Here is a 13,462-nt window from a genome sequence, read left to right as displayed (position 1 = left end):
ACCCACCCCACATACCCAGCCCCACCAACAAGCACCACCAGGAGCAAAAACACAACCCCAGTCCGCACTCGTCGCCTCATATGCCAAGCTTCTCATCCTCCCGGTGTCGAACCTGGACCATCGGCTCCGACGTTTCGGGTGTTCTGTTGGTTGGGGAAGGAGCTGGGATGAGTTTGCCGGATGTGGTGTCGCGGGATGAGTGGGTGGAGGCTCGGCGGGAGCTGTTGGCTGCGGAGAAGGCGTTCACGAAGGAGCGGGATGCGCTGAACACGCGGCGCCGTGAGCTGCCGATGGTGCTGGTTGAGAAGGAGTACACATTCACCGGGGCCGACGGTTCGGCGGGTCTGCTGGAGTTATTCGAGGGGCGCGACCAGTTGGTGGTGTACCACTTCATGTTCCAGCCGGAGTGGGACGCCGGGTGCCCGAACTGCACCGGGTTCGTCGACGACATCGGGTCGACGCGGCTGCTCAACGCGGCGAACACAACGCTCGCGTTGGTCTCGCGGGCGCCGTACGAGAAGCTCGCCGCGTATCGGGACGCGCGTGGCTGGGAGCACCCGTGGTACTCGTCGTACGGGAGCGACTTCAACTACGACTACCACGTGACGCTCGACGAGTCCGTCGTACCGTTCGAGTACAACTACCGCACCAAAGCCGAGTGGGACGTGCTGCCGAACAACGAGCACACCCAGACGCAACAGCCCTTCGACCTCCACGGCCTGAGCTGCTTCCTCCGCGTCGACGAGGACGTCTACCACACCTACTCGACCTACGGCCGAGGTCCAGACGCGATGACCTTCACCGCCACCGCCCTGGACCTCACCGCGTTGGGTCGCCAGGAACCCTGGGAGAAGCCCGAAGGCCGCAGCCTGGAGTCACCTGGCGACCACTGCCACTAGCTCACGGATTGGATGATCACGTCTCCTTGGCCGATGAGGACGTTCGCGTCGGTTCGGGCCTCCACGCTGCCGAGGAGCACCCGTCCCGCGGCGGGTGCCGCGGTGGCGGTCACCGCAGCCGAGACGGTCCACTGTGCGCCTGTCGCTCTCAGCGCGTTGGCGTCCGCCACCGCGATCGAGCCGTAGGCGGGGTTGACGAGTACGTCGCGGTAGTTGTACGTCGTCGTTCCCGAAGGCACGGCGTACCCGTCGACGAGCGCGACCCACACGCCGACCGCGGGGTTGTTCACGGTGACCGACTCCGTGGCGGTACTGCCCGCGCTCTGCGCCGTCAGGACGCAGCTTCCGGACGAACAGTTGTACAAGAACAGGTCGAGGTCCGCGTTGATGTCACTCGCGCCCCCGGTCGACGCCCGGAGTTGCGTCGTACCTGGTGTGACGTTGACCTGGAACTGCTGCTGCGCGCCGTCCGCGATCGAGGGCGTCGCCAGTTTCGCGCTGCCCAGTGCGGTCCCCACAGCCCTGCCAGTGAACGGCCCCTGCTGGTTCGTCAGGGTGTACGAACGGTTCACAGGCGTCCCGAGCGTGGCCGAGGGAATGATGTCCGGATTCGGCGATATCGATACGCCGAGCAACGATGCCGTCAGCGTGAAGGGAGTGTTCAGGACATCCGACGTACGCCGGGCCTCGACGGTGATCTCCCAGACCCCGGGCAGTGGGTTGATGACGGTCCGGCTGAGCGGATCGCCCCCACAGGTCCCGCCGGCGACCGGCGGGCTGTAGCAGTACAGGCTGTTGGTGTCGGCGGACTCGCTCGGCAAGCCGTACGGGCTGAACCGAAGGAATCGTGCCTGACCGGTACCGGCAGTGCCGTTCGGGCCGGACAGGTCCACCTTCAACGCGGCGACACCCGCGGGTACCCGGAAGAAGTAGCTCGTCGTCTGGTTGCGGCCGATGGTACCGCTGACCGTCCGCGACGGCGCGGCCTGTGCCAGGGTGTACGGCACCACGATCGTGTTCAGGGTCTGGAACTCGATCCCCGGTGTACCGGTGTCGTCGAACTGCAGCAGCGCCGCATGCGCGCCGACGGACTTGGCCTTGACCAGGACCGGCAGCGGGACGTCCGTGTTCAGCGGCAGCATCACGTTGCCGGCGGTGACGAAGGTGCCGTCGCCGCCGAGCCAGGACAGCTTGTACTTCACGCTGCCGGCCGGGCCGGAGGTACGACGCAGCGTGTACGTGCGGGTGTACTCCGTACCCAGGACGACGCCCTCGCGGTCGTTGATGCCGATGCCGACGCCAGGCGTCGCGAGGAAGCCGGACAGCGCGGTGCTGACCGGAACCTTGGCGCTGACGGTGTCGGTCCGCAGGTTCTGCTTCAGCAGGTTCCACGCGTCGCCGACGCTCGCGAGACCGTTGCCTTGCTCGTACGCGCTGTAGTTCGTCAGGAACCGTGCCGACGAGAACAGCGACTTGCGCAGCTGCGCGGGTGTGACCGCCTGCCCGTTGGCCTTCGCGGCGCTGAGCAGCAACGCGCCCGCGCCGGCCAGCTGTGGCGAGGCCATCGACGTGCCGTTGAACATGCCGTAGCCCGGTGGCAGCGCGTACGTGCCAGTGACCGGCTGACCTGCTTGCCAGGTCGGCACGGACGAGACCGCGGCGCCCGGTGCGACGATCTCCGGTTTGAGTGCGCCGTCCTCTGCGGGACCGCGCGACGAGAACGGGTGCAGGTTCTCGGCGGGGCCGGTCGTCGATCCGTAGTTCGACAGCCAGGTGGCGCGAGTGATGTACGAACCGGCGCTGACGACCTGGGACGCCACCGACGGGTCGCCGACTGTGTTCATCCCCGGACCGCTGTTGCCGGCCGACAGGAACAGCTGTACGCCGTTCTCGTTGATCAGCCGGTTGTAGATCACCGCGCGGGCGTTGTTGCCGTCGTTGAGTGCGGGCAGGCCGCCGATCGACATGTTGACCACGTCGACGTGCGCGACGGTCACCGCGTAGATCATGCCCTCGATCAGCGCGTGGTTCGTGCAGCCGGCGATGAACAGGCACACGCGGACCGACACCAGCTTCGCGCCGGGCGCCGCGCCGCTCATGGTCCCGCCGAAGAGCTTGTTACCGGCGACGATGCCGGCGACGTGCGAACCGTGCGCGCCGGAGACGATGCCGATGTTCACGGCCTGGTTCGCCGGGTCGGTCTGGACGACGAACGGCATCGACTCGCTGATCGGCGTGGCCGGGTTGTCCGTACCGAACTGGTTGACGTCGTAGTGGACCTTGTAGTCGGTCATCGGCTGGTCGTCGGCGAACGTGCCGTTCTGGTTGGTGTCCACCCAGACGGTGTTGGCTGCCGTGTCCCAGAGGACACCGAACAGCCCTGACGATCCCGCCGGGTTGCCGTCGCGGTTGACGTCGTTGCCGACCTCGCCGCCCAGGCGTGGATCGCGCTCGTTGAACGTGCCCTGACGGAACTGCGCGGGGTAGCCGGCGGCTTGCGCGGTCATGTGGATCCACGTCGGGTCGTTGTCGGCGTTCGTGCTGCCGGCGAACGTCGGGTCGGTGTACGTGACCCAGTCGGTGATCTTCCGCTCACCGGTCGAGGTCGTGTTCAGGGACGGGTGCCCGAGGTCGACACCGGTGTCGAGGATGCCGACCGTGACGCCGCGGCCGTCCCACGCCGGATTGGCGTTGACGAACTGCGCGGCACCGGTGTCACCCGTCGGCATGTACGGGTTGACCCGAGGGGTCGACGCGTTCGGCGCCGGCTGTGGACTCGGGTCCGTGCTGCCGTGTGGTCGCGGATCCTCGAGCGGGATCACGTCGTCGACGTCCGCGGCGGTCACGCCTGCGATGCTCGCGACGTCCTGAGCTTTGTCGATGTTGATCCTCACGCGCAGGTACCCGACCGAGTCGGTGCGCTTCTCGACCTTGCCGCCGAGCTTGGCGAGCCGCTGCGCCACCTTGCCGCTCTGCCCCTTGTCGGCGGCAACGAGCAGCGTGACCGACGTCTGACCCTTCGACCGTGCCTTCTGCAACAGCGCCTTGGCGGCGTACCCAAGATCCTTCTTGTGCTGTGGTGGCGGGTCGGCGGCGGCCGGACCCACCCCGACCATCGCGACCGCAACCGCCCCCGCGGTCCCGATCACACCCAGCTTCCTGATCCAAGACAGCATTGTTCGATCCCCCATCCCGTGTACCCCACACAAGCGTTTCCCGTGACCTGCTCGTGACCCCTGGGAAGCACAGTCGCACCAAACCCCGGCCGTCGCCAGGCCTCAACCCCACTCAAAAGTCGCGGGGGAGGAATTGCCGGGAGGGAACGGGTCGGTCTGTAAGCCGGATTCTGTGGTGGCGATCATCCATCTACGGTGGCCGTTGCCGGGCACCTCTAGCGGCCTACCCGCGAGCTCGGGCGGGCCGCCCTCGGACGCTCGCGCGGGTGGTGGTTTCCCACCGCCCTTCTTGGCCTTGCTCCACGTGGGGTTTACCTAGCCTCCGCAGTCACCTGCGGAGCTGGTGGTCTCTTACACCACCGTTTCACCCTCACCCGCACTCCGGCGAACCACGGGGTTCGTCGGAGCCGCTGGCGGTCTGTTCTCTGTGGCACTGTCCCGCGGGTTACCCCGGGTGGGCGTTACCCACCACGCTGCCCTGTGGAGTCCGGACTTTCCTCGGCGTCCTCTGCAAAGGACGACGCGATCGCCCGACCGACCCGTTCCGTACGATCAGGATACGGCCTCGGCGGTCACCTCGGGCCACAGGCCGTCCGGACCCCGGCGGTACGGGCGGACGTCGACCACCGCGTCCAGGTTCAGCGGCCCGTAGATGTGCGGGAAACTCATCCCGGTCCCGTCCAGGTCCTCGTCGCAGAGCGCGGACACCAGCCGGGCGGTGTCGATCACCAGCAGGCACAGTGGCTCGTCCACGTCGTCGTACGCGAAGTTCGCGACCATCGCGACCTGGTGGGGACGGGATGCGTGGATGAACGTCGCTCCGTCGTCGAGGCTCTTGCCGCGCGTCGACCACCGGTAGCTCCCGGCCTCGTGCGCGGCCTCCCACTGCTCCACGAAAGCGATGTGCAGAATCGTCGCCATAAACCCAACGCTAGTGGTTGCAGCCGTGGATTAAGGTGCTCGACATGGCCAACGACGACCAGAGCGAGACCGAGACGAAGCCAGCGAAGCCGGTCGACGACCTGGTGACGACGCAGCACAGGCTGACCGTCGACGGGCAGGAGTTGCGGTACACGGCGACCACCGGACGGATCGTGCTCCGCGAGGAGGTGGTCACCGACGGCAAGTTCGACGGGCTGAAGCCGAAGGCCGAGGTGTTCATCACGGCGTACACGCTGGACGACGCGGATGCCCAGGACCGTCCGGTGACGTTCGCGTTCAACGGCGGGCCGGGGTCGTCGAGCATCTGGTTGCACCTCGGTCTGCTCGGTCCGCGCCGCGTGGTTTCGGGTGACGTGGGTGAGCTCGCGCCCCCGCCGTACTCGATCGTCGACAACGCGGAGACGTTGCTGAAGTACAGCGACGTGGTGTTCATCGACCCGGTGTCGACCGGGTTCTCGCGGGCCGCGGAGGGGGAGAAGCCCGGGGACTACCACGGGTTCACGCGCGACCTGGAGTCGGTCGGTGAAGTGATCCGGCTGTGGACGTCGCGGAACGGGCGCTGGATGTCGCCGAAATTCCTGGCCGGCGAGTCCTACGGTACGACGCGCGCCGCCGGGCTGGCCGCGCATCTGCAGCAGCGGTACGGGATGTACCTCAACGGCGTCATGCTGATCTCGATGGTGCTGGAGTTCGGGACGCTCGACTTCACGCCGGGCAATGACCTGGCGTACACGTTGTTCCTTCCGTCGTACGCCGCGATTGCGCACTATCACGGTCTCGTTCCGGATCAGTCGCTGGAGGAGGTGCTTGCGGACGCGGAACGGTTCGCGGCCGGCCGGTACCCGAATGCACTTGCCCAGGGCAACCGAATCCCCGCGGACTACCGCGCCGAGGTGGTCGCCAGGCTGGCCTCGCTGACCGGGTTGAGCGAGGACTACATCGACCGGGTCAACCTGCGGATCGAGCACACGCGGTTCTTCGGTGAGCTGTTGCGCTCCCGCCGCCAAACGGTCGGACGTCTCGACGGTCGCTTCACCGGATGGAACCCCGACTACGGCTTGGAGGCTCCGGACCGCGACCCGTCGATGAACGCGATCACCGGGCCGTACTCCGCGGCGCTCAACCACTACATCCGCGTCGAGCTCGGCTATGAGAACGATCTGCCGTACGAGGTCATCAACATGGATGCCGCGAAGAACTGGTCGTTCAAGGAGTTCGAGGGCCAGCAGATCTCGGTCGCGGAGAAACTCGCCGAGGCGATGCGCGTCAACCCGCACCTGAAGGTGCACGTCGCCTCCGGGCACTACGACGGCGCGACGCCGTACTTCGCCACCGAGCACACGCTCGCCCGCCTCCAGATCCCGGCCGAACTGACCGCCAACATCGAAACGAAGTACTACCCAGCCGGCCACATGATGTACATCCACGAACAATCCCGCATCCAACAGTCCACGGACCTCGGCACGTTCATCACCGCATCCTCCAACCGATGATCCTGATCCGCCGCGCAGACGCAGTACAGACGCCGGCAGTCCCAGGCGTCGTACTGCGTCCACCGGCGGTCGAGGACGCACTCCCACTCGGCAAGCTGTACTTCGAGGCGTACGACGCGGGCGTCGCCGCAGCAACGGAACTCGAAGCGCTCGAGGACATCGAGCTCACGTTCGCGGGGGAGTACGGCGTCCTCGCGCCGAACCTGAGCCGCCTGGCCTGGAACGGCGATCAACTGGTCGGCGCGTTGCTCGTCGTGGAGCGCGCACCGTGGCCGGACACCCCGGACTGCCCGTTCATCATCGAGCTGTTCACGGCCCGATCCCATCGCCGTCGAGGGATCGCCAAGCTCCTACTGAGCGAGTGCGCAGACGTCAGCGTCGCACTACGCGCCGACGAGAACAACACGCCCGCGGTGACGCTCTACAAGTCGCTCGGCTTTCAGGAAGGGTAGATGCGGAAGCCGTTGAACGGCTTGTGTTCGAAGGACTGGTAGAAGGGTTCGGCGGTGTCGGTGACCAGGTCTATGCGTTGGGCGCCGGTCAGGGGTGCGGCGTACTCCAGCAACGCCCGCCCGATGCCCTTGCGGCGGTAGGCGCGGTGGACGGCCATCTGGGAGAGGTGGGCCTGGATGTGGCCGTCGCTCTGTAGGTACGCGAAGCCGATGACCCGCTCGCCGTCGAGTGCGACGACGGTCGTCACGCCTGGAGCGGTGAAGACCGCGTGCGCGCGGGCCGGGTCGGCGGGGAGGCTTGGCCAGTTCTCGGCTTCGCAGATTGCGAGGATGCCCGGTAGGTGGGTCTCCTGGTACTGCGTGACGGTCATGGCAGGGTGAGTACTTCGGCGCCGGTGTCGGTGACCAGCAAGGTGTGCTCGAACTGCGCCGTACGCGACTTGTCCTTCGTAGTGGCGGTCCAGCCGTCGTCCCACAGGTCGTACTCGTACGTGCCGAGCGTCAGCATCGGCTCGATCGTGAACGTCATGCCGGGCTCGATCACGTCGTCGAAACGTTCGTCGTCGTAGTGCGGGATGATCAGGCCGGAGTGGAACGACGTCGAGATGCCGTGTCCGGTGAAGTCGCGTACGACGCCGTACCCGAACCGCTTCGCGTACGACTCGATCACGCGGCCGATGATGCTCACCTGACGACCGGGCTTGACTGCCTTGATGCCGCGGTTGAGCGCCTCGAGAGTGCGCTCGACGAGCAGCCTGCTCTCTTCGTCGACGTCACCGACCAGGAAGGTCGCGTTGGTGTCGCCGTGGACGCCGTCCAGGTACGCCGTGATGTCGACGTTGACGATGTCGCCGTTCTCGAGCGGACGGTCGTCGGGGATGCCGTGGCAGATCACCTCGTTCACCGACGTGCACAGCGACTTCGGGTAGCCGCGGTAGCCGAGCGTCGACGGGTACGCGCCGCGCTCCACCAGGTACTCGTGGCCGACCCTGTCGAGCTCGTCCGTCGTCACGCCCGGCTTCGCCGCAGCACCGACGGCCTGCAATGCCTGCGCGGCCAGCTTGCCCGCGACGCGCATCTTCTCGACCAGCTCGGGCGACGTCACATACGACCCGTCGTACGGCGTCGGCGCCGGCTTGCCGACGTACTCCGGACGCGGAATGGAAGCGGGTACGTCGCGGCGCGGCGAAATGACGCCAGGGGTAAGGATCGACATGGTGAGATCATTCTAGAGAGCTGCGACAAGACTCCCAGGAGGTGGTCATCCAGATGAGTGACGATCACAGCAACGAGTGGTACTACAACACCAAGACCGGCAAGGTCGAGCCGTACCAGGGCGCGAAGTCGGGCGACCGGCTCGGTCCGTACAGCTCGCCCGAAGAGGCCGCCCGCGCCCTGGAGAAGGCCCAGGAACGCAACGAGGCCTGGGACAACGACCCGAAGTGGGACGACGACTGACGTCCGGCTCCGACGACGTGCCGAGGGGCACCACTTCACGATGAAGTGGTGCCCCTCGGCTGTTACCGACGTCGGGTCAGCGGGCGACCCGCTTGGCCGCGGTCTTCCGGGCCGGAGCCTTGCGCGCCGGCGCCTTCTTCGCAGCGGTCTTCTTCACCGCGGACTTCTTCGCCGCGGTCCGAGCCGGAGCCTTCTTGGCGGCGACGCGCTTCGCGGGTGCCTTCTTCGCGGCGACCTTGCGGGCCGGCGCCTTCTTGGCGGCGACCTTCCTGGCCGGAGCCTTCTTGGCGACGGTCTTCTTCGCGGCCGTCGTCTTCTTGGCCGTCGTCTTCTTCGCCGCCGCCGTCGTCTTCTTCGCAGCGGTCGTCGTGCGCTTCGCCGGCGCCTTCTTCGCGACGGTCTTCTTGGCCGTGACCTTCTTCACCGGAGCCTTCTTGGCCGCGACCTTCTTCGCGGGGGCCTTCTTGGCGGTGGTCTTCTTGGCCGGCGCCTTCTTCGCCACCGTCTTCTTGGCGGCGGTCTTCTTGGCCGCACTCACCTTCTTCGTCGCTGTCTTCTTTGCTGCGCTGACCTTGCGCGCGGTGGTCGTCTTCGCGGCGCTGGCCTTCTTCGCGACAGTCTTCTTGGCGGGAGAAGCCTTTTTGGCTGTCGCCTTCCCTGCGGCTGCCTTCTTGGCTGGCACTCTGCCTCCTTGGTGCGGCTGAGGAAAACCACGGTGGATTCCTCGTCGTCATGATGATGACAACACTTGTGCGCTACGTAAAGCACCGGAAACGTCCGCAGGTTAAGGAGAAGTGGCGGCGTACCGGCAGGCAATTGCCGAGAATCCTTGTGCAGAAGGGATTCCGCCGCGCCCCGAGCATGCCGGACAGGCTGAATAAATTCTTGGCGACACGCGCACAATCTGGGCCTCAAACGCCCCGATCGACGAGTGTTGTCCTCGGCAACGTCCTGCGAACGTGAGGTGCAACGAGCAGATGAAGAGTGCGTACGACGACCTGCGCAACGTCGTCGAACTACCCGGCGAGGTGGGTCGTGTGGTGAGCATCGTGCCGTCGTTGACGGAGTCGATCGCGGTCACGCATCCGGCCGAAATCGTTGGTGCGACCGACTGGTGCACGCATCCCGCGGACCTCGACGTCGTACGTCTTCGCGGGACCAAGAATCCCGACCTCGATCGCATCCGTGAACTCGCACCGGACGTGGTCGTCGCGAACGCCGAGGAGAATCGCGCAGCCGATCTCGACGCGTTGCGAACGAGTGGAATCGCGGTCTGGGTGACCGCACCGACGACGGTGCCCGAATCACTCGACTCGCTGCGCCGCCTGCTGTCCGCGATCATCGGCAGCGAACCGCAGTGGTTGCACGATGCGCGCGAGGTGTGGAGTACGCCGTACGCCGGAATGCGCCGGCGGGCCGTGATACCGATCTGGCGTCGGCCCTGGATGGCGCTCGGCCGGGACACCTTCGCGGGCGATCTGTTGTCGAGGATCGGCATCGACAACGTGCTCGGAGAATCGAGTGAACGTTATCCGCGGATCGACCCGGATGCGTTGCCGGACCACGACGTCGTCGTACTGCCGGACGAGCCTTATCCGTTTTCACCCGGCGACGGCCCGGAAGCGTTCACGAAACCCGCGCACTGCGTATCCGGGCGGCACCTGACCTGGTACGGACCGTCACTCGTCGAAGCGCGCGATCTGCTCAGCGAACAGCTGGCGTGACGTCCGCCACGATCACCGCACGAGCTCTGGACGGGTTAGGCATGCCTCACCTACGCTCCCTGCGTGCCGTCGATGACCGCGAAGAAGAAGTGCTGCAAGGACAAGCCGAGGTGCAAGAAGTGCCCGGTTGTCCTGCTGCGCCTGTCCAAGGCAGGCTGCGCCGAGCGGCTCGATCGCGTGCACTACGAGGTGGACAAGAAGATCCCGAAGAAGGTCCTCAAACAGGCCCGCAAGCGCTGATTCAGGAGGCGCGGCGCAGTGTGATCACGTCGGCCGCTCGCCGGAGCATTCCGGGGATCGTGGCGTGCGCGGCCTGACCGGTCGCCTCGAGGTCGTCGCCGTACCACCAGCCGTGGGCGCTGATGGTCTGCAGCTCCAGCTCCTCCTGGTTCGCGAACGTCACGTCGACGCGGTCCACCGCGACCGCGAAGAACGTCTGGTGCTGGACGATCCGGCACCCGCCCCACTCGAACTCGATCGTGTTCGTCGCGACCGGTGTGCCGAGTGCGTCGATCGGCAGCACGATGCCGACCTCCTCGCGCAGTTCGCGGCCGGCCGCTTCCGCGACCGTCTCACCGGATTCGACGCCGCCGCCGATCGTGAACCAGTACGGCGTCTGCGGCTTCAGCGGATCCCAGCCGTGCAGCAGCAGCACCTTGCCGTCCGGACGCACCGGCAGCACGCGGGCCGTCGTACGGTGTCGTACAGAGGGCCGGACCGTTCCTGGTGGTGGCAACTGGGATTCGCTCACACCACAAAACGCTAGAGGACAGTGCATGTTCCGTGTCGGGTGCTGCGGCGCGTCTCACATGGTTGCTGTGGACACCTACGATCGGAGGCATGGCAAGCATCGGTCTCGGACTGGCAGCGCTCGGGCGTCCCGGGTACATCAATCTCGGGCACGACGAGGACCTGCCGCCGCGACGTGCGGTCGAGGATCTGCGGGTGCGGACGCACGAACTCCTGGAGCAGGCCTGGCAGGCAGGAGTTCGGTACTTCGACGCCGCGCGTTCGTACGGTCTTGCCGAGCAGTTCCTCGGGGAGTGGATCACACCAGAACGCCGTACCGCGATGACCGTCGGATCGAAATGGGGATACACGTACGTCGCCGACTGGCGGCATGACGTGGAAACGCACGAGGTGAAGGACCACAGCCTCGCGACCTTCGAGCGCCAATGGCCGGAGACCCTGCAAGCGCTTGGCGGACTGCCGGACTTCTACCTCGTGCACAGCCTGACGTCCGACAGCCCCGCGCTCGAGGACAAGCGCTTGCTGGATCGGCTGCGCGAACTCGCGGACTCCGGCGTCCGCGTCGGGCTCTCCACCAGCGGTCCACGACAGGCCGAGACACTGCGCAAGGCGTTGTGCTCCGGTACGCCGTTCTCCGCCGTACAAGCCACCTGGAACGTCCTGGAGACGTCAGTCGGCCCCGCACTCGCGGAGGCGCACGACGCCGGCTGGTTCGTCGTCGTCAAGGAGGCCGTCGCCAACGGCCGCCTCACGTCCCGCGCCGGCGAGACGCCGTTCAACGAGTTCGCCCACCAGCACGGCGTCGCACCTGACGCGTTGGCTATCGGCGCGGCCGTCGCTCAGCCGTGGGCCGACGTGGTCCTCAGCGGAGCAACCACGACGGCCCAACTGGCCAGCAACCTCGCTTACCGCACCGACGGCCCGCTCACCGAGTTCGCGCAACAACCCGAGGAGTACTGGACCGAACGGTCAGCGCTCCCATGGATTTGACGGCCTGAGGGCCTGACGCATCGCGCCAGATTTCGCCGTCGCAGCTGCCATCGCTGCCTCGGGCTGTGGCGCCGGAACCGGCGGGCACCGCACATCGGAACGATTGCCCGACACCCTCGGCGGTAACGCGCCCGTCTGCAGGTACGCGACGATGCGGTCGTCGGTGCACGTCACGCCGGACAACGAGCCCGCGTGCGTGGTTCCGCCGACACCTTCGATCAGGACCGAGTTCGGGAACGTCTTGCGGGTCTGCAGCGCGCCCGAGTACGGCGTTGCCGCGTCGAGCGTCTCGTTGATCATCAAGACACTCTGGACCCGGCTGCCGTCGACCTTCACCGGGTGACCGGCCTTCGCGGGCCAGAACGCGCATGGTGCGTTGAACCAGGCGTTGTTCCACGTGAGGAACGGCGCCTTCGCGTAGATGCTCCAGTTGTCACGCCGCCACGTCTGCCAGTTGGTCGGCCACTTGGCGTCGGTGCAGGACACCCCGAGGTAGACGGCGTACCCGTTGTCGTCGAACGGCGGACCGCCGTACAGGTCGACCAGCGGCGCGGCGTTGTGGTCGTGGACCCATGCGGCGAAGGCACTCGCTACGTCCACCCAGCCGTACACGTAGTACGCGGCCTGGGTGAAGATGTCGTTCCACTCGTCCGGCCCGATCTTGCCGTCGGCGGGATGGCCGATGAGTTTGCGCAGTTCGGCGTAGTACCGCAGTTCGACTGCGCGCTCCGTGGTGCCGAGATGCCAGACGGAGTTGTGCGCTGCGACGTACGCGAAGAACACCTTGACGCTCTTGTTGAACGCGAAGTCCTGGTCGAGGTTGGCGTCGTACCAGACGCGGGTCGCGTTCACGACGCCGTCGAAGATGACGCGGCGGAAGCGGTTCGGGTACAGCGTTCCGTACACCTGGCCGAGGTACGTGCCGTAGGAGAACCCGTAGTAGTTGATCTGCGGAGCTCCGAGCGCCATCCGGATGCTCTCCATGTCGCGGACCGAGTCGAGCGTGGTGAGGTGCCTGAGCAGCGCGTGCTGCGCGTTGTCACATGCGGCGGCGTATGCCTTGGAGCGCTGCAGCCACACCTGCTCGATCTGTCGCGTCACCGGGACGTAGAGCGGGCGGTTGTAGCCGGCGTAGTCCGGGATGCAGCTCAGCGCCGGCTTGCTCGAGCCGACACCGCGCGGGTCGAACCCGATCCAGTCGTACGCGTCGCCGGCGCCGTTCGGGACGAACTCACCGAACACCGCGTAGATCAGACCCGAGCCGCCCGGTCCGCCCGGGTTCACCAGCATCGGGCCCTGCGCCTGCGCGTCCGGTGTCTTGTGCTTGATGCGCGACACGGCCAGCTGGATCTTCGTCCCGTTCGGACGGGTGTAGTCGAGCGGTACGACGACGTACCCGCACTCCGCTTTGCGCGCGGCCAGTCGCGGATCGGTACACGTACCCCACTGCACCGGCGGCGGTGTGTAGCTCGCCGGTTTCGGGCGAGCTTGTACGGCGCTCGCAGCCGGAATCGATGCCAGCGCGCCGGCGACCAGCGCGAACGAAATCCCTACGGCAACAACGAATCGACGGATCAT

14 protein-coding genes and 1 other RNA gene are annotated in these 13,462 nt (G+C 66.6%); 7 read left to right on the top strand and 8 right to left on the bottom strand.

Annotated elements, in window-relative coordinates:
* Nucleotides 1-167: 167 nt before the first annotated feature.
* A complete protein-coding gene (locus EV137_RS08395) occupies nucleotides 168-899 on the top strand; it encodes a DUF899 domain-containing protein (protein ID WP_134127603.1) in 732 nt (243 codons plus the stop codon).
* On the opposite strand, the gene EV137_RS08390 is transcribed toward EV137_RS08395, so the two are convergent.
* From EV137_RS08390 to EV137_RS08380, 3 genes are all read right to left on the bottom strand, one after another.
* On the bottom strand, nucleotides 896-4,075 hold the full coding sequence (locus EV137_RS08390) for a S8 family serine peptidase (protein ID WP_134127601.1): 3,180 nt from the start codon (nucleotides 4,073-4,075) through the stop codon (nucleotides 896-898). The genes EV137_RS08395 and EV137_RS08390 overlap by 4 nt on opposite strands.
* Nucleotides 4,076-4,218: 143 nt before the next feature.
* An RNA gene (gene rnpB / locus EV137_RS08385) (RNase P RNA component class A) lies at nucleotides 4,219-4,617 on the bottom strand.
* Between the two features lie 10 nt (nucleotides 4,618-4,627).
* Nucleotides 4,628-4,996, bottom strand: a complete 369-nt coding sequence (locus EV137_RS08380; RefSeq protein ID WP_134127599.1) for a DUF952 domain-containing protein — start codon at nucleotides 4,994-4,996, stop codon at nucleotides 4,628-4,630.
* A gap of 44 nt (nucleotides 4,997-5,040) precedes the next feature.
* Here EV137_RS08380 and EV137_RS08375 point away from each other — a divergent pair, with 44 nt between their 5' ends.
* Complete coding sequence (locus tag EV137_RS08375) at nucleotides 5,041-6,510, top strand: S10 family peptidase (protein WP_134127597.1); 1,470 nt, start codon at nucleotides 5,041-5,043, stop codon at nucleotides 6,508-6,510.
* Nucleotides 6,507-6,962, top strand: a complete 456-nt coding sequence (locus EV137_RS08370) for a GNAT family N-acetyltransferase (protein WP_134127595.1) — start codon at nucleotides 6,507-6,509, stop codon at nucleotides 6,960-6,962. The genes EV137_RS08375 and EV137_RS08370 overlap by 4 nt, the downstream gene beginning before the upstream one ends.
* Here the strand turns inward: EV137_RS08370 and EV137_RS08365 are convergent.
* Nucleotides 6,950-7,333 carry a GNAT family N-acetyltransferase gene (locus EV137_RS08365; protein WP_133999549.1) on the bottom strand — a complete coding sequence of 128 codons (384 nt, stop codon included), beginning with the start codon at nucleotides 7,331-7,333 and terminating at the stop codon, nucleotides 6,950-6,952. The genes EV137_RS08370 and EV137_RS08365 overlap by 13 nt on opposite strands.
* Entirely contained in the window at nucleotides 7,330-8,178 is an 849-nt protein-coding gene (gene map, locus EV137_RS08360) for a type I methionyl aminopeptidase (RefSeq protein WP_133999546.1), read from the bottom strand. The genes EV137_RS08365 and map overlap by 4 nt, the downstream gene beginning before the upstream one ends.
* 53 nt (nucleotides 8,179-8,231) lie before the next feature.
* On the opposite strand from map, the gene EV137_RS08355 reads away from it, so the two are divergent.
* The gene (locus EV137_RS08355) at nucleotides 8,232-8,420 is read left to right on the top strand and encodes a hypothetical protein (RefSeq protein WP_133999543.1); all 189 of its coding nucleotides are present in this window, start codon (nucleotides 8,232-8,234) and stop codon (nucleotides 8,418-8,420) included.
* 76 nt (nucleotides 8,421-8,496) lie between these two features.
* Here the strand turns inward: EV137_RS08355 and EV137_RS08350 are convergent, their stop codons facing one another.
* Nucleotides 8,497-9,102, bottom strand: a complete 606-nt coding sequence (locus EV137_RS08350; RefSeq protein WP_202870842.1) for a histone H1-like repetitive region-containing protein — start codon at nucleotides 9,100-9,102, stop codon at nucleotides 8,497-8,499.
* 295 nt (nucleotides 9,103-9,397) lie between these two features.
* On the opposite strand from EV137_RS08350, the gene EV137_RS08345 reads away from it, so the two are divergent.
* Both EV137_RS08345 and EV137_RS40445 read left to right on the top strand, forming a co-directional pair.
* Nucleotides 9,398-10,144, top strand: coding sequence for a helical backbone metal receptor (locus EV137_RS08345; RefSeq protein ID WP_134127593.1), 747 nt, complete (start codon nucleotides 9,398-9,400; stop codon nucleotides 10,142-10,144).
* Nucleotides 10,145-10,207: 63 nt separating this feature from the next.
* Nucleotides 10,208-10,384 (top strand): hypothetical protein, encoded by a 177-nt coding sequence (locus EV137_RS40445; RefSeq protein ID WP_166658443.1) that lies wholly within the window; start codon nucleotides 10,208-10,210, stop codon nucleotides 10,382-10,384.
* A 1-nt stretch (nucleotide 10,385) separates the two neighbouring features.
* Here the strand turns inward: EV137_RS40445 and EV137_RS08340 are convergent, their stop codons facing one another.
* Nucleotides 10,386-10,895: an NUDIX hydrolase gene (locus EV137_RS08340; RefSeq protein WP_133999534.1), complete on the bottom strand. Its 510-nt coding sequence runs from the start codon at nucleotides 10,893-10,895 to the stop codon at nucleotides 10,386-10,388.
* 89 nt (nucleotides 10,896-10,984) lie between these two features.
* On the opposite strand from EV137_RS08340, the gene EV137_RS08335 reads away from it, so the two are divergent.
* Nucleotides 10,985-11,884, top strand: a complete 900-nt coding sequence (locus tag EV137_RS08335; RefSeq protein WP_134127591.1) for an aldo/keto reductase — start codon at nucleotides 10,985-10,987, stop codon at nucleotides 11,882-11,884.
* On the opposite strand, the gene EV137_RS08330 is transcribed toward EV137_RS08335, so the two are convergent.
* On the bottom strand, nucleotides 11,864-13,462 hold the full coding sequence (locus EV137_RS08330; protein ID WP_202870841.1) for an alpha/beta hydrolase: 1,599 nt from the start codon (nucleotides 13,460-13,462) through the stop codon (nucleotides 11,864-11,866). The genes EV137_RS08335 and EV137_RS08330 overlap by 21 nt on opposite strands.

Origin of the sequence: Kribbella pratensis (assembly GCF_004366075.1) — a bacterium.
GTDB lineage: Bacteria > Actinomycetota > Actinomycetes > Propionibacteriales > Kribbellaceae > Kribbella > Kribbella pratensis.
Note: the sequence above shows the minus strand (reverse complement) of the source record. Positions and strands in the feature narration are given on the sequence as shown.

Bases quoted from the DNA above. Each gene is read 5' to 3' on its own strand.
- EV137_RS08395 (WP_134127603.1), top strand. From the start codon at position 168: ATGAGTTTGCCGGATGTGGTGTCGCGGGATGAGTGGGTGGAGGCTCGG.
- EV137_RS08390 (WP_134127601.1), bottom strand. From the start codon at position 4,075: ATGCTGTCTTGGATCAGGAAGCTGGGTGTGATCGGGACCGCGGGGGCG.
- EV137_RS08380 (WP_134127599.1), bottom strand. From the start codon at position 4,996: ATGGCGACGATTCTGCACATCGCTTTCGTGGAGCAGTGGGAGGCCGCG.
- EV137_RS08375 (WP_134127597.1), top strand. From the start codon at position 5,041: ATGGCCAACGACGACCAGAGCGAGACCGAGACGAAGCCAGCGAAGCCG.
- EV137_RS08370 (WP_134127595.1), top strand. From the start codon at position 6,507: ATGATCCTGATCCGCCGCGCAGACGCAGTACAGACGCCGGCAGTCCCA.
- EV137_RS08365 (WP_133999549.1), bottom strand. From the start codon at position 7,333: ATGACCGTCACGCAGTACCAGGAGACCCACCTACCGGGCATCCTCGCA.
- map (WP_133999546.1), bottom strand. From the start codon at position 8,178: ATGTCGATCCTTACCCCTGGCGTCATTTCGCCGCGCCGCGACGTACCC.
- EV137_RS08355 (WP_133999543.1), top strand. From the start codon at position 8,232: ATGAGTGACGATCACAGCAACGAGTGGTACTACAACACCAAGACCGGC.
- EV137_RS08345 (WP_134127593.1), top strand. From the start codon at position 9,398: ATGAAGAGTGCGTACGACGACCTGCGCAACGTCGTCGAACTACCCGGC.
- EV137_RS08335 (WP_134127591.1), top strand. From the start codon at position 10,985: ATGGCAAGCATCGGTCTCGGACTGGCAGCGCTCGGGCGTCCCGGGTAC.
- EV137_RS08330 (WP_202870841.1), bottom strand. From the start codon at position 13,462: ATGATCCGTCGATTCGTTGTTGCCGTAGGGATTTCGTTCGCGCTGGTC.